This is a genomic window from Microcoleus sp. S13C4 (assembly GCF_036700865.1).
Lineage (GTDB): Bacteria > Cyanobacteriota > Cyanobacteriia > Cyanobacteriales > Microcoleaceae > Microcoleus.
This window is the reverse complement of the sequence record NZ_JAUBPS010000036.1, coordinates 21,003-36,161: the sequence shown is the minus strand read 5'-3', so window position 1 is coordinate 36,161 and position 15,159 is coordinate 21,003. Positions and strand designations below refer to the sequence as shown.

General features: G+C 46.7%; 15 protein-coding genes. 6 read left to right on the top strand and 9 right to left on the bottom strand.

Annotated features, from left to right (window positions below):
- The first annotated feature begins 93 nt into the window (after nt 1-93).
- On the top strand, nt 94-492 hold the full coding sequence (locus QT996_RS16465; protein ID WP_333047778.1) for a hypothetical protein: 399 nt from the start codon (nt 94-96) through the stop codon (nt 490-492).
- 252 nt (nt 493-744) lie between these two features.
- Here the strand turns inward: QT996_RS16465 and QT996_RS16460 are convergent, their stop codons facing one another.
- On the bottom strand, nt 745-1,956 hold the full coding sequence (locus QT996_RS16460; RefSeq protein ID WP_333047777.1) for an LL-diaminopimelate aminotransferase: 1,212 nt from the start codon (nt 1,954-1,956) through the stop codon (nt 745-747).
- Between the two features lie 233 nt (nt 1,957-2,189).
- The gene (locus QT996_RS16455; protein WP_015177073.1) at nt 2,190-2,516 is read right to left on the bottom strand and encodes a thioredoxin family protein; all 327 of its coding nucleotides are present in this window, start codon (nt 2,514-2,516) and stop codon (nt 2,190-2,192) included.
- Nucleotides 2,517-2,658: 142 nt separating this feature from the next.
- On the opposite strand from QT996_RS16455, the gene QT996_RS16450 reads away from it, so the two are divergent.
- Nucleotides 2,659-3,411, top strand: coding sequence for a biotin/lipoate A/B protein ligase family protein (locus tag QT996_RS16450; protein WP_333047776.1), 753 nt, complete (start codon nt 2,659-2,661; stop codon nt 3,409-3,411).
- A 270-nt stretch (nt 3,412-3,681) separates the two neighbouring features.
- Here the strand turns inward: QT996_RS16450 and QT996_RS16445 are convergent, their stop codons facing one another.
- The 4 genes from QT996_RS16445 to psaK form a co-directional block, all read right to left on the bottom strand.
- A complete protein-coding gene (locus tag QT996_RS16445) occupies nt 3,682-4,524 on the bottom strand; it encodes a DUF928 domain-containing protein (RefSeq protein ID WP_333047775.1) in 843 nt (280 codons plus the stop codon).
- Between the two features lie 38 nt (nt 4,525-4,562).
- Nucleotides 4,563-6,518 (bottom strand): adenylate/guanylate cyclase domain-containing protein, encoded by a 1,956-nt coding sequence (locus QT996_RS16440; RefSeq protein WP_333047774.1) that lies wholly within the window; start codon nt 6,516-6,518, stop codon nt 4,563-4,565.
- An 81-nt stretch (nt 6,519-6,599) separates the two neighbouring features.
- The gene (locus tag QT996_RS16435) at nt 6,600-7,796 is read right to left on the bottom strand and encodes a site-2 protease family protein (RefSeq protein WP_333047773.1); all 1,197 of its coding nucleotides are present in this window, start codon (nt 7,794-7,796) and stop codon (nt 6,600-6,602) included.
- Nucleotides 7,797-7,876: 80 nt separating this feature from the next.
- The gene (gene psaK, locus QT996_RS16430; RefSeq protein WP_333047772.1) at nt 7,877-8,161 is read right to left on the bottom strand and encodes a photosystem I reaction center subunit PsaK; all 285 of its coding nucleotides are present in this window, start codon (nt 8,159-8,161) and stop codon (nt 7,877-7,879) included.
- Between the two features lie 133 nt (nt 8,162-8,294).
- Here psaK and QT996_RS16425 point away from each other — a divergent pair, with 133 nt between their 5' ends.
- Nucleotides 8,295-8,945, top strand: a complete 651-nt coding sequence (locus tag QT996_RS16425) for a phosphoribosylanthranilate isomerase (RefSeq protein WP_333047771.1) — start codon at nt 8,295-8,297, stop codon at nt 8,943-8,945.
- Between the two features lie 130 nt (nt 8,946-9,075).
- On the opposite strand, the gene QT996_RS16420 is transcribed toward QT996_RS16425, so the two are convergent.
- Nucleotides 9,076-9,390 carry an acylphosphatase gene (locus tag QT996_RS16420; protein WP_333047770.1) on the bottom strand — a complete coding sequence of 105 codons (315 nt, stop codon included), beginning with the start codon at nt 9,388-9,390 and terminating at the stop codon, nt 9,076-9,078.
- A 56-nt stretch (nt 9,391-9,446) separates the two neighbouring features.
- On the opposite strand from QT996_RS16420, the gene QT996_RS16415 reads away from it, so the two are divergent.
- Nucleotides 9,447-9,998, top strand: coding sequence for a CPBP family glutamic-type intramembrane protease (locus QT996_RS16415; RefSeq protein ID WP_333047769.1), 552 nt, complete (start codon nt 9,447-9,449; stop codon nt 9,996-9,998).
- A gap of 45 nt (nt 9,999-10,043) precedes the next feature.
- A complete protein-coding gene (locus QT996_RS16410; protein WP_333047768.1) occupies nt 10,044-11,375 on the top strand; it encodes a HEAT repeat domain-containing protein in 1,332 nt (443 codons plus the stop codon).
- Between the two features lie 312 nt (nt 11,376-11,687).
- Here the strand turns inward: QT996_RS16410 and QT996_RS16405 are convergent, their stop codons facing one another.
- Together QT996_RS16405 and QT996_RS16400 are read right to left on the bottom strand one after the other, a co-directional pair.
- On the bottom strand, nt 11,688-13,733 hold the full coding sequence (locus tag QT996_RS16405) for a BamA/TamA family outer membrane protein (protein WP_333047767.1): 2,046 nt from the start codon (nt 13,731-13,733) through the stop codon (nt 11,688-11,690).
- Between the two features lie 150 nt (nt 13,734-13,883).
- Entirely contained in the window at nt 13,884-14,084 is a 201-nt protein-coding gene (locus QT996_RS16400; protein ID WP_006634481.1) for a hypothetical protein, read from the bottom strand.
- Nucleotides 14,085-14,242: 158 nt separating this feature from the next.
- Between QT996_RS16400 and QT996_RS16395 the strand changes: the two genes are divergently transcribed.
- Nucleotides 14,243-15,073, top strand: a complete 831-nt coding sequence (locus QT996_RS16395) for an alpha/beta hydrolase (RefSeq protein WP_333047766.1) — start codon at nt 14,243-14,245, stop codon at nt 15,071-15,073.
- Nucleotides 15,074-15,159 lie beyond the last annotated feature (86 nt).

Below are 15,159 nucleotides of genomic sequence, written 5' to 3'. Positions count from 1 at the left end.
AATTAAGGAAAAGTGCTTCTCAAGGTCTATACCTTAGGCGTTAACACAGGCTCCCAATTACTTGTTAGTTTTTTTTACTCAAGAAAAACAGTTATGAACGCTCCCACCTATAACACTCATTCTGTCACTTGCCCGATATGCAACCGTTCCAGCGTCGTAGGCCCAGTCGGGATGGTCAGTGGACTATTCACTTGTCCCCACTGCCATTCTCATATGGTAATTAGCTGGAGCGGTCATTTTGTGCGCGATCCTTTTAGTCTCAAACAACTGACGGTGGGAAAGATGCTCAGGCGCGAGAGCAGACCGTTAGCTCGCCTTCAGCGGGACTTTGGGCTGGGTAAGCCTTTTCCGCTGATTGCTATTTTGGGCAGTGTGGTCTTTTTCGGGTGTGCGCTAGCCGCTACGGAACAATCGCTACCCCGACAGAATTCAGTTCAAGGATTTTTAGAGTGGGTGAGCGGAACTGCTAATTCCCAAGATGTCTCACGTTAACATTTCTTAAAAAAGATTGTGACAGATACTGCGTGCCAATATCTATTCCTTTAGGTAGAAATCACACTATTTTAGCAATTGCATCCATCTTGAGCTACGGGTAAGCACTTAGACGCCGTGCCCTTCATCCTATGTCCAAAAACGTCAAAGCCCCAGTCAGGCAGGGGTTTTAACCCCTGCCTGAAAGCTCAAGTCTGGTGGGCTTAAGTCTCACGAGGGTGTTTCGGGTTAAGTTGACAAATATCACATCGCTCAATTTAGAAACTCAGCAATTTTTCTAACTGCTGCTTCCAAAATTTCTGGCGACTCGACTAAGGCAAATCGCACGTAGCCTTCTCCTGATTTCCCGAAACCGGCACCAGGGGAAGCTGCGACTCCTGTAGTTTCTACTAGCTGAGTGCAAAATTTCACGGAATCTTGGGCCCAAGGTTCCGGCAGTTTCGCCCAGACGTACATGGTGGCGGGGGGTACAGGCACTTGCCAGCCGATGCCCTGTAGCGCGTTTACAAAGGCATCCCGCCGTTTTCTGAAGGTTTCTACGCTGGTTCTGACGGTATCTTGAGGGCCGGTTAATGCGGAGATCGCTCCGTTCAAAATCCCTCGGTATTGGTTGAAGTCTACTGCGGCTTTTACCTGGCGCAGGGCTGCAATTAGTTCGGAATTGCCGATCGCATATCCGACTCGAAAACCCCCCATACTGTAGGATTTCGATAGTGTAAAAAACTCGATCGCCACACTCTTATCTCGATCCGCCTGAAAAATTGACGGCGCCATCAATTTTCGGTTTTCCTCGATCCCAGCGGCCTCAAGTCCAGAATTGCGATCGTCAAAAACCAAATCCACATAAGGGAAATCGTGAACTAAAACAAGCTGATGTTCTCGACAAAAAGCCACAGCTTTCTCAAAAAAAGCAACCGGGGCGATCGCAGTTGTAGGATTGTGAGGATAGCTCAAAACCATCATCTTCGACTGAGCCAGTACTGCTGCCGGAATATCTTCAAATATGGGCAAAAACGCATTTTCTGCTAATATCGGCATCGGATAAATTTGACCGCCGGCTAAATGCACACCGCCCGCGTGGGAAGGATAGCCCGGATCGAGCAGCAAAGCAAAATCTCCAGGGTTGAGTACAGCTAAAGGCATATGCGCCGTGCCTTCTTGGGAACCAATTAACGGCAGCACTTCTGTTTCTGGATCGACTGCAATCCCAAATTTTTGCTCGTACCAAATAGCTGCTGCTTCCCGGAAATCTCTTGTGCCGTTAAATAGCAAATAGCCGTGAGTGCTGGTGTCGGACAGAGAATGTGCGATCGCATCTGTAATGTGAGCAGCCGCAGGCAAATCCGAAGAACCCAGAGACAAGTCAATCACCTTTTGCCCCGCTGCTCTAGCTTGAGCTTTTGCCCGATCCATATCGGCAAATACATTAAATTGCAGTGGATCTAAACGTTTAGCAAATTGCATATCTTCTGTATTTTTGGGGGATTTTAATGAATATTTTTATATTAGCTAAATTATTTTTTATGTTACATTTTTATGGGCTTTGTGAATTATTTTTTTTACTAACCGCACAGAGCGCAGAGGGCGCAGAGTCAGAGAGGAATATCGAGGAGAAAAGAGAGGTCTGAAAAAAAAAATATTTGTGCTTGTTATAATTCTAAGTTGGGAGTTGGAAACTCCCGAATCGTTTCCAAACTTTATAAGTGAGCGTCGAGCAAACCGACCAAAGTTTGTTTAGTAATAGCTCCCTCGTGAGAAAGCACTACTTCGGCATTTTTAAACAGCCTGAGAGCTGGGACTCCTTCTACTTTATACTGCTTGACAGTATTAGGATTGGGGTCAATTTCCATTTTAACCACTTTCAGCCGATCGCTGTAGTTGGCCGCCACCCAGTCTACCGAAGGCGCGATCAGTTTGCAAGGCCCGCACCAACTAGCCCAAAAATAGGCAAGCACTGGTTGCTCTGCTTTCAGGACTTCTGTTTCAAATTTTTCGTCGTTAATGACAATTACACTGTTGCTCATGGTTCTGGGATTATTTTTTCTATTTATTTCTAAAGCACCGCTCGGTGAAACTTGCACCAACTTAGAAGACAGGCCCAAAAAACTGTTACTAATTTTAAAACATTCTGCGAATTATTGAGTGCGAACTCAGGACGGGAGACTGATGGCTAATTCTGTATGGCGTTTAATTCCACTGTTGTCGGCGCCTGGTAGCGTGCAGATGGCGATCGACCAATGGCTGCTGGAACAGCATCTAGCGGGCAAACATCCGCCAACTCTGCGATTTTACACTTGGCAACCGGTGGCGATTTCCTTGGGCTACCACCAGCGCAGGTGGCCGGAGTTTTGGCAGCATTTGTCTTGGCAGGGAATGCCTGTGGAGTTAGTGAGGAGGCCCAGCGGCGGGCGCGCCGTGCTGCACCAAGGGGATTTAACTTATGCAGTTGTGGCGTCGGGATTTGGAAGCAGCCGTCTGAAAGCTTATCAGACTATTTGCGAGTTTTTGATTGAGGGTTGGAGGGCGATGGGTTTGGATTTGCAATACGGGGAAGGGGGACGGGGTTATATTCACAATCCGAATTGTTTTGGCACTGCGACAGGTGCGGATTTAGTTACACCTGATGGCTACAAGTTAATTGGTAGCGCGCAATTACGCAGAGGCGATGCTATTTTGCAGCATGGTTCGATGCGTTTGCAGCCGGATGTTAAATTGTTTTCTCAAGTTTTTGGGGAGGAATTAATTCCTGTGCAATTACCTCTATCTGAAGGGGGAGATGATTTGATTGCAACTGTAATTGATGTTTTGAGTGCGACGGCTTGTCGGTGTTTTGAAATTGATTTGAAAGTGCAGGCACTTTCGGATGAGGAATGGCATGATATTTTGGAATTCACAAGTAATAAGCTGTTTCACATTTAACCTGCATATTTGGGGTGGGCTTTATTGCCACCTTTTGGGAACAGCCAAGATGGTCGTTCCACCAGAGATTTCTGGAATAATTATTGTGGGGGATGCCGCCTTTTGGGAACAGCCAAGATGGCCGTTCCACAACAAAGAATTTTTAGTGTATAACAGCCATCTTGGCTGTTATTGATACCCGTTAAAAAGTTGTACACTTATTTTGATTAAAACTCTTGTGGCTCGTTGCTCTAACGTCGCCAAAAAAGTTAAATTTAAATGCAGTAAAGCTTAGGGCTCTGGCTTAGTTTGAACGATCGGCTCTTTGGCAATTTTGCCCAATGTCACGGAATCCAGCAAGCTTTCCCAATCAGCCTTGAGCGCGGTATCATTAGGCTGAGCACGGCGAGCGGCAGCTAGGGTGCTGAGGGCATCTTGCCAAATCCCATTTTCAGCATAAATAACGGTTTTCTGGCGCGGATCTGCCTGATCTAATTGACGACGGATATCTGCACTGATTTCAACTCGCCGTACAGTACCGCTTTCGATCTGATCGCTCGATCGGTCTTGAGAGTCGCAAATCACTGTAAAATTCCAACGGTAACTTTGGCCTACTTCCAAGGGGGGCACATTCTGGTTAGCGGGGATACTAACGCCGATCACCCCTGATAAATTGCTAATTGTGACATCCTGTTTATAAATCGGCTTGCCGCTTGGATCTTGTAGGATAAATTCGGCTGATTGCGCCTCTGTTTGAGGCAAGTAGAACAAGAATGTTGGATAGTCGGAAACAGTCCGTCCGATCTTATTTTTAGGCACTAAGGCTGTGAGACCTAGCTGACTAATGCTCGCACAGCCACCGCGCACAGGGCGTCTCGGTTGAGTGGGGGGTCGCTCATCTATATCTTCACGGGGCTGAATGAAGCGCGGCCCTCCCGATTCAGTGCCTGGCTTGCCATCTGTGCTTGGAGTCGGCGGACCGAAGCGCGGCCCTCCCGATTCAGTGCCTGGCTTGCCCGGCTCCCTTGGTATTGGCTGTCCCAGACCTGCAAATTGGCAAGCGTTAAATGCTCCTATTAATAATATGGAACCAAATGCGAGCAAATTTAGCCAAAAATTAGTCATTTTTTTCATAGGAGTTCCCTGAATTTTTAAAGTTATTTTGTCTCTTTTTACTTTCCCGATCTTGCTTCTCCCAAGACGCGGTAGACATTAACTTTTTGTTCCCTGCCTTTTAATGGTAAAGCTCCCCAAGATTCTACTTCAAATTTGTCGGCCAGATGCAGAAAGGTTTCTTCTGCAATCAATATCCGGCAAGTGTCGTCTTGCCGATCCTTTTCACAGCTTTCGAGCCGAGAGGCAATATTTACGCTGTCGCCGATCACTCCGTATTCTAAACGGGTTGAGCCTCCCAGACTACCCACCATCACAGGCCCTGTAAAGATGCCTACTCGCATTTTTGCGGACGGCAAACCCCGATCAAGCCAATTTTGATTCATTTGTGGCAAGCGGGAACTGATGGCTAGAGCGCAAGATACGGCGCAGCGAGCATCTTCTGCTATTTCTTCGGGAGTTGTGCGGGGGATGGGTACGCCAAATACTGCCAGCATTCCATCTCCGGTAAATTTATTAATCACGCCTTGATGTTCTTGGACTTCTTGCGCCATTGCTGATAAATACTCATTTAACCAACTCATTACTACTTCTGGCGGTAGTTTTTCGCAGATTGTACTAAAACCCTGCAAGTCGGTGAGGACGATCGTAGCAGTAACTTTTTGCCCTGGCAATAACCCTGATTCGAGCAGATGGACGCGCTCTTTCCACAGGGCATTTGCGATCGCGGGTGAAGTTTGTTGTCCTAATAATTTCATCACAATCCCTTCCTGTTGCCTCGACTGCTCGTACTTATAGGTAACGGCAACTGCTGCGGTGATTAAAAGTGCCAGGGTAGGCGCCATTAGAGGTATCCACCCCTGTTGCATGAAGAGGAAAAAGGTGAATCCGAATAATGAACCGCAAGCTGCGATCGCACTTCCCATCAAATTCAGGGATTTTTCTAGCCGCCAAGCTAAACAGCCGCCCACTGCACTCCAAACAGCGATCCAGAGAATTTCTTGCCATTCGTCCCAATACCAAAATAGCCCTTTGCCGTCTAAAGCTGCACTGAGAATTTGGCTGGTGGCAGTAGCGTGAATTAATACCCCAGGCATCAGGCGGTTTCCGCTGGCAGTAGCGCTGTAAGGGCTGGAGAATAAATCTTTGACAGTTCGGGCTGTAACGCCTATTAGCACTATTTTACCCTTCACCAATTTAGGATCAACTTTTCGATCCAAAACTTGAGTTAGTGTCACTGTCTTTGCTATATTTTCAGCAGATCGGTAATTGAGTAAGACTTGATAGCCTTGGGCATTAATGTTTTGATAACCTCCTGAGTCCGATTGCAATTTTGAAAATACTGTTTTATTAGCCTGAATTTCTTGTTTCTCTGTCAATTTAGAATCTATTTTTTTGCTATCCAAATATGCAAAAGCTAGCCGCATTGACAATGAAGTATGTGTAGTTTCACCATCGCCAGCAAACATCAAATTTCGACGCACTCTACCATCGGGATCTAGGACTAAATCGTTAAATCCTACCCGTTCTTTTTGTATATTGGGAGGTGGCGGAGTTCGATCGTACTCTGAGTTGCCGATGAAGGTAATGGGAAATACTTTGGGGTTTTTCAGTTGAGTTGCTAATTCTGCATTTCCCGGTTCGTAGGGAGTCGGGCGAATTATATCTATGCCAATAGCTGTGGGTTCAAGACGAGCTATTTCTGCGATCGCTTTTGCTAAAGTGCGATCAGAAATTGGCCATTTTTCAATAGTATTAATGTCCTGATCGGTGATTGTTACTACCAGCAACCTCGGGTCAGCACCCGCATCAGAACGCAACTGCACCATCACGTCGAAAGCATTTAATTCCAGTGGCTGCAACCAGCCTAAATGCCGCACTCCTAATAGAGTTCCTGTCACGGCAATGCAGATAATAGCAAGAGGTTGCAAGTCAGCGTAGGGGAAGAAATAACTTAAGTTTTTCCAACGTCTCTCCGTCAATTTATGATAAATTCTATTAAAGAATTTGGGCATAAAATTTTTTGCTTCAACCCTCATTGACAAAGTTTGCTACATCTTAACTTATCACTGATGCCCCTTACCGATGCCCAATTTTTAGTTTTCTTGTGCGGTTTTGGCGATCGCACTTAACTGCAATCCCTGCGGATAACTGTTTTCTTCTTTGCTGCGCTTGATGTCGGCCATTGAAATCTGGGGTTTGAGGTATTTTGCTAAAACTTTAACCACGTCGCCCCGATCGATCGTCCCTGCTACTGAACCAATCGGCGAGAGGACGATGATTCGGGGGAGTTGACGGGCTTCCATGCTGTTAATTACTTCTGCAAGGGATGCTTTTTCGGAGACTGTCGGGGTTTTTCCCAGGGGTTTCAAAATGTTGTGCAAAGTCTGAACTTGCCATTGACTGCGTTCTGTGAAGCGGATATCGTCGATCGACACTAAGCCCAAATCCCGACCGTTGGTCGCAGCAATGTAAAATGGAAATGGATTGACTTCTAACAAATATCGATCGGCAAATTCTCGCAGAGTTAAATCTGCATCTACCACTCGAAACTCGCGGCTCATAGCATCGCTGGCTTTAATTTTAATCAAGGCTTCTTGCAGTGAAGTCAATCGGCTATAAGCAGTGGCATTGCGAATGCCAAACCAGCCGATCAGCGCAATCCACAAGCCGCCGTACTCGTGGGCTAAAAAGCATAAACTCAGACCCAAAGCAACAGCCAGCCAACCTAAAACTTGTCCTGTTTTTGCCGCCCAGCGGACGCCGGCAAATCGAGAGCCGGTGATTTTCCAAATTGCTGCTTTTAAAACTTGTCCTCCATCCAAAGGCAGACCGGGAATTAAGTTAAATAATCCCAAAACTAGATTGATTAGTGCTACTCTTTCGGTGACAATTGCTAGCAAACTTTGCGTGGGAAGAACTTGAGCACCCAAACCGAGGATTAAAAACAGCGCAAAGCTCACGAGAGGGCCGGCAATAGCTACTTGAAAAGCTTGACCAGGAGTTTTTGATTCCGAGTCGATCGAAGCTACCCCGCCAAATAAGAATAAGGTAATAGAATTAACTTTAATGCCTTGCGATATCGCCGCCAAGCTGTGTCCGAGTTCGTGCAAGAGTACCGAAGCAAACAGTAGCAGAGCTATTGCTAACCCCGCACTCCAGGACAGCGCTGACCCCCACAGGCGGTAACTGCTGGCGTATTCGCGGGTTGCTAAGGCTAAAATTATAAACCACGAATAATCTATAAGTAGGGGGATGCCAAATAAAGAGCCGATTCGCCAACCTGTCTGCATGAAGTTTCCTGGGAAAGGAGAGCAAGAAAGAGTTTCTATTATATCTTTTCTACCCCTTGCCTTTGCCTTTCCCCTGATTTTTACAGAACTCCGGCGTTACCCAAGCCCAAGATTACTCCGGCTCCGAGCAAGTGACCGAAGCTGGCTGTTGCCAGCAATTCTGGTACGCCGAAGCCTTTGAACATTCCAGGGAGTGCAACGGGTAAAGCTGGGCCCTTGCCTCGGTTTTGCTTGGAGATGCCGTAGTAGCCGATCGTGATCGCCAGCAAATTACATAAAATCATTGTCAGTCCTACCATTGGCGACCACTCGGGTGTTGAGGGAGCGGTAGATTGTACGGCTAACAGCAAAGATGAGTTGATCACGTTCTTATCTCCTGATTTCACAGATAAATTGATTTCCACGATTATAAAAAGCGGTTTGCATTAAACTAAGATTTGTTTTAATAGTTAACAATTCGTTGATATTTTGATACAACTGCGGAACCGAGGAGGAAGAGTGCGGGTTAAAATTTGCGGAATCACTAAATTAGACCAAGGAATTGCGATCGCCCGCTTGGGAGCCCAGGCTTTGGGGTTTATCTGCGTGCCTACTTCCCCCCGCTATGTCAGTCCAGAAACTATTCGGCTCATTGTTGAGCAGTTGCCGGAAAATGTCGATCGCATCGGCGTTTTTGCAAATACCACAATAGAAAATATCTGTCAAGTAACGGCAGTGTCAAATTTAAGTGGGGTGCAGTTGCACGGAGATGAAACAGTGGAATATTGCGATCGGCTGCGGGAGTTTTTGCCGGGAATTGAAATTATCAAAGCCCTGAGAGTTAAGACTCCTGAAACTCTAGAGACTGCCGCTATTTACGCTGTTCGTGTCGATACTTTACTGCTCGATGCTTACCATCCCAATCAACTCGGTGGCACTGGCCAAACGATCGACTGGAGGATGTTAGCAGAGTTTAGACCGCAGTGTCCTTGGCTGCTGGCGGGCGGTTTAACACCCCATAATATTTTAAATGCAATTGATAGCGCGATCGGCAATAACTTCAGCGGTGTTGACCTTTCTAGCGGCGTAGAAATAGCGCCGGGAGATAAAGATTTGACCAAAGTTGCTCAGTTGTTTGCTAACTTAAGTCAACTTGCTAATCATGGATGAATTGGCAATACCAAATCCGCGCTTTTTATCCGATTTATTCTTTAGTCTGCGTGAGCAAAGCCTGCCGTAGACTAGGCAGACTGCGTTTATATAGTAGCGGTTTCAACCGCAGTTTATGCCATTTATTATTTTATCGGCGGATCTCAAAAGTACGCGCGGCGGAGCTATCTTGAAGGGAATCGACCTCCGGGTCTTCGTATTCCAAAACCAACTCACTAACCCTAGCACCGGTGGGGCCGCGGCGGCACCAACTAATCATTCCTTCAACAGCTTTTTTGGAGCCTTCAAAGACAGCCTCGACGCGGCCATCAGGGAGATTTCTCACCCAGCCGCCCAGGCCGAAATACTTTGCTTGATTCCTCGTTGAATATCGGTATCCTACTCCTTGAACTACTCCGGAAACAAAAACGTGGACTCTGACGGGCGGGGGTGATTGGTTTTGCATAAACGGGTTAACTTACTGGTAACATCTGTTGGAAATTTTTAAGGATCAGTTTGATTATGTTAAATTTTAGTGCGCTCCCGCTGCTGGGATTGCTAGTACGCCGCGTCACACTGGCTTTTTCAACTATTCCCGATTTCACTGATTGCCTGGTTGCAGTTACGATCGCGCTGGTTTACACTTTGATCGCTCTTTCCGTGGGTTTTGGGTCGGGATTTCTAAAAGTAGACGTGCAAACCTCTCGGCGTACAATTGTGGGAGTGCTTCTTGGCTGTTTGTTAAGTCCGGGCATCACCGAGGAATTATTGTTCCGGGTGTTAATGCTGCCGCACCCGTTCGAGAAGGCTTCTGGGTTAATGCTGTGGTTTTGGGGATGCGCGAGTTTGGGGGTTTTTGTAGTTTACCACCCGCTGAACGCGCTGACTTTTTACCCGGTTGGTCGATCGACCTTTATGAATCCAGTGTTTTTGCTGCTGGCGGCAATTTTGGGAGTTGCGTGCTCCATCGCATACCTGCAAAGCGGTTCTATCTGGCCTGCGGTGGCGGTTCACTGGCTCGCAGTGACAGCCTGGCTGCTGCTATTGGGGGGTTACAGGAGGCTGTATGGTTAAATGTAAAAAGTCCAGAATAACTATTTTGTCCGGAGGAGATGAGTCGTGGCTATCATAGGAGCGATCGTAGGTTTTTTGGCAGGGATAGCAGTTGCTTACTGGTTAGTGGAAAAGCGCTTAAACAAGCAAAAGCAAGAATACTTGCAGCAAACTCGCAGAATTACTGAGGAAATAGAAATAGCTCAGATGTCTCGCGTGCAACAAGCTGTCGAATCTCAGCAAGGAGAACGGGAAAATCAGCTTAGAAAAGCTACTATCGAACACGAAAATTTACTCAGACAAGTTACTACCCAATACGAAAACCAGCTCCAACAAGTTGCAGCTCAATACGAAAATCAGCTCCAACAAGTTCGGGCAGAACGCGACAGTCAGCTCCAACAAGTTCGGGCAGAACGCAACAGTCAGCTCCAACCAGTTGCCACCGTAGACGAGCATGAGCTGCGGCGACAAATCAGCGAGGAATTAGAGGCTGCTAACAATGCTAGGCTTCAGCAAAATATCCAATCTTTGCAAGCAGAACACGAAAATCATTTACTCAGAGTTGCTGACGAATTGCATCTAAGTTATCAAGCTCAGATGGAGCAACATTTGCAAAACCTGCAAGATGAACACGAAATTCGCTTGAGGCAAATTGCCGAGGAATATGAGAACCGAGAGGTTGAGATGCAGTTAAATATGGAGGCTTTGCAAGAGCAATACGAGAGTCAGTTGCAAGCGGCTCACGAGCAGTTGAGAACTCACGAAGCTCAGATGCAAGCTACTATCAGGTCTTTGCAAGAGCAGTACGAAAGTAATGTACAACAAGAAGTCCCGGATCAGCAGTTCAGTCAGTTAAATCCCACAGAATTGGCCGAAGGTTTATCACAAGAAGAAGTTTGGCAAGAACTGTCAAGCGAGTTAAATCAAACAGACGTTGAAGAAGAGTTAAATTACACGGATTTTCCGGAACCACAACCGATTGATTTACATCAACCAGAAGTCGAACCACTGCTTCCAATTGCCAGACAAGCACCAAGCTATTCCCTACCGCAGTTGATGGGATGTGTTCAAAGTCAGGACAAAGAAACCCGCAAGTTTGCAGCGTATGCTTTAGGTAAAATGGCTGCTGCTAATGCTCTGAGAGCCGAAGGACAGCGAGCAATAGAAACCTTGGGAAAATTAGCTCAAGATATTCACCCGGAGGTGCGCGAAGCTGCTGTGGAAGCACTAGCAATGATTAAGTCGGAAAAAGTGATTCCGCTGCTACAAAAAGCTTTGCGGGATACAGATAGCGGTGTGGCTAAATCGGCAAGTGCTGCGCTCAATAAGTTTAAGTTTTATCCGCGCACTCCGCCTGCTAAGGCGAAAACTGTTGAGGTGAAGAAACCAAAGCGTTAAGAAGTTACTAGCATAAATATAGCAATTATCAATTGCCTAAAACACAGTAGGGATACAACATTGTTGTGTCCTTACCGAGGTGCTGTATTTCACTCAATTTCGATTACTACCACAAACTGTAGAGGTTGGGTTGAGGAACGAAATCAAACTCAATTATTGTCTCGACAATTTACCCAATTCTTAGCAGAAATCACCGACACCCCGCCAGCCGAGGCCCATAGGTTTGATGATGCCCTGCCAACGGGTTTGGCGGCAATTGCGTCGCGCAAAATCTATTTAAGACTGTGAGTTAACTGATCTGTTGCACTATTCTTAAAAACGTTGCTTTGTACCGAGTATAAATTGGAGATCGCCGGAGTCGCTAACCGCCATATCTAAGCGAATTAATCCAAAGCGCGATCGCACCCTCACACCTAACCCAACACCCGCCCCAGTCCCCGGTTTGTCCCTGACTACCGCCGGTTTCCCGAGTACGCTATCTCCCGTTCCCAAATCCGACGCAAAATCAACAAATATCACGCCGCCAACATCCTGACCCACAGGAAACCGATATTCGCCGGAAGCTAAAAAATAACTCCGGCTACTGCCAATATCCCCGCTATCGTAACCCCGCACGGAATTGCGGCCGCCGAGGCGAAAAGCTTCCGTTGGTGGCAAATCCCCGATTACCGTCCCCGCTTGCAAGTTAAAAGCCAGCATTTCGGGCAAGGCTTCAGACTCGCTGATGCCCAACAAAGTTACTGGTACATATTGTATATAATTGGCTAACAGCCTGTTACTCACAATGTTGCCTCGACCCAGAGGTATCGACTGCTCGGTGCTGAGGCTAAGAATCGAGCCTATGGTGGGGTTGAAGGGATTGTCCCGCCGATCGAGTACCGCACCAAAAGAAACAGTGTATAACTCGTCAACGCCACTGCCGCTGAATGTGAGAGGATTTCCGAGTTCATCGCGGCGGGCGATATTTAAGTTGCGATCGCGCGTGCTGATGTTTGTATAATTCAGTCCCAAAGTCGATTGCCAATCGCCCAAAGGTCTGGTAAACCTGAGATTTCCCCCCATCCGAATTTCCCGGACTCGGTTCCCGTTGGGCAAATCAATATCTTTGTTGAAAATTTCCGATATTCTGCGATCGCCAAAAGCTCTCACGCTGTATCCCAAACGGTCTTCGGCGGCAACGTAAGGGCTGACAAACTGCACATCGTACTGGATACCTCGGAGGCTGGGCTGAAGTTCCACCGCCAGCCGCTGCGGGGTTGTTCCGAAAGTTCGATCGGTATAGGAAAGAGGAACAGCAACGCCAATATCATCACTAAGACTGGCACTCACGCTAAAAGAGCGAGCCGATCGCTCTTGAACGTTGTAGATTACATTAACATCCGTGCCAACTTCTTCGATCGAAACCGTAACCTTGTCAAACAATCCCAATTGCTGCAACTGCTGTAAATCCGATCGTACAACTTCCCGGCTGTAGTTATCCCCCGCCTTGAGTTTGAGCTCGCCTCGAATAACATCTTCTGAAATTCTGCCCTCAACCGGATTCCCTTTTTTATCAACAGCTTCACCTCGGGAATTAACAAACCGAATTTTTACCTCTGCAACGTAAACGCCTTCAGCATTGCTTGCTTGACTGATTTGTAGAGTACCGCCTAGCTGTCGGGCGTTGCTGTTTACGGCTTCGGGGATTTCGGCGTTGGCCGCGATCGTCGCCGGAGTTTTTAACAGAGATGTAAAATCTTTTTTGTGGCTGGACTTGAGTGATATCAATTCCGGTTGCACCGGAATGATTGTTGACTGTTGACTGTTGACTGTTGACTGTTGACCCGGGGTGGAAAAACTCAATGGTTGAGTGTTAACTGTTGACTCGATTTTATTATTGTGATGCAACCGGAAACAATATGAGGGAGATTCCCTAGGGGATAGCTGCGCCGTGCGTACTTCTGGAGAAGTTGCGAGCTCATCGGCTGCGGGCAAATCCTGCACAGTTGGGTTCACCTCATCCGATTGGTGACTATTTAAGAGTGGAACCGATAACAAATGTCGCTTGTCATCGAGTCTAGATCCCCCTAAATCCCCCTTAAGAAGGGGGACTTTGAGAATATTTCTTGTCCCCCCCTTATTAAGGGGGGTTAGGGGGGATCTAGACTTCGCTACAAACAACAGAGACGGTGGGTTTGACGTTAAGTTGTCCGCAATGACCTGATCCTCCTCCCTCTGCGCCCTCTGTGCCTCTGCGGTTCCCTCTCTAAACTCCGCCTCAGTCGGTGCGGCACTCGGATCGATCGCCCGCGCTGCCAATTCGCCGCCAGTCAGCGCAGCCAAAGTCAAAAATGCAATAATCGGAATTCGCATAGACATTAAATTTAAAGCATACCCAACGCATATTACCCAAAACCTGGCCTCCTGCCTATTGCCCGAAAAGAAACCCGGTATTTTTGAAGATACCGGGTTTCTGGGATGCTGAAATTTGGGAAAGTTCGATCGACCGCGGGCGATCGTAAAATTTGTTTAAATAGCTTGTCGAGAAACTCGTTTCTCAAAATGAGCCTGAGTCTGCTGCAACAGTTGTTCGCGACTATCCTTAGCGGTGGTAATGGTAGGGAGCAAGTTGCGAGCTTGTAACGTCATGTGAAGCTGTAGGTGTGCTACGTACTCACTGACATCTTCGCGAAGAGAGCAAGCCGGGTACTGTTTTAAAGTAGAGTTCAAAGTGTTCTCCTGCTTTGAGTTTGTAGTATTTTCTAATAATCATAGAGAATATCATGGTCTATTTCTAATTGTGTACTCCGTAATGAACTTTAACCTTTGGACTGCTATTTTGTTACAATTGTTTACAAATATTTCTTACCTATCCGGAGTCGATCCCCATGCAGTCTCAAGCAGTTGTAGGACAAAAGCACACCTTAAGTACATTTGTCAATAGCACCACCCAAACAGCAGCCTACCTCGACATCGGGTGCGGCAGACCCTTATTGATGCTGCACGGTTTCTTCGGAGAAAAGACTTGCTGGCTGCCATTAATTGAGTTATTGCAATCTCAGTTTCGGTGCATCAGTTTAGATATGTTAGGTTTTGGAGAATCCAGCAAACCAGAAATCCGCTATGACGTAGCTGTAGAAGTTGCTTTTGTGCGGCAAGTTGTAGAACAACTAAATATCGAACCCTGCTGCATTATCGGACATTCTTTTGGCGGTTGGGTAGCATCTGCATATTCTCTAAAATATCCTAATTCTGTTAGCAGTTTAGTCTTAGCAGCACCGGCGGGAATTCGGGACGACACTTTTTGTGGTCAATATGATGCTTTGCGGCCGCTGTTGTGGGAAACCCCAGCCGTGGATTGGGCCTTGCAGTTGGCAAAACCTTTTGCTAGTTTAGCGGGAAAAAGTGAGAAATTGCAGCAAATTTCCGGGTGGCGCAGGGAGTTAATGTCTCAACCAGTAGCAAGGTCATTTTTAATGAGCCGGATGCGGCCAGAAGACGCAGTTGATACAGTAGAAAAAGAAATTCACAAATTGCAAATTCCTACCTTAGTAATCGCAGCAGAGAGTGACGAAACAATTCCTCTATGGCACTGTGAAACCTACGCTAACGAGATACCAGGGGCCGAGTTAGCAATTATTCCTAATGCTGCTCACGGGTTGCCCCAAACTCAAGCTCAAATTATGGCGAAGTTGACTTGTAAATTTTTGAATAATTAAGAAAAACTGTCCAAGAAGCCGAATCCTAAAAATTGTGATAAGCCACTAATTGCCAATAATTGTGTTTTAGTATACTACTTTTTAAA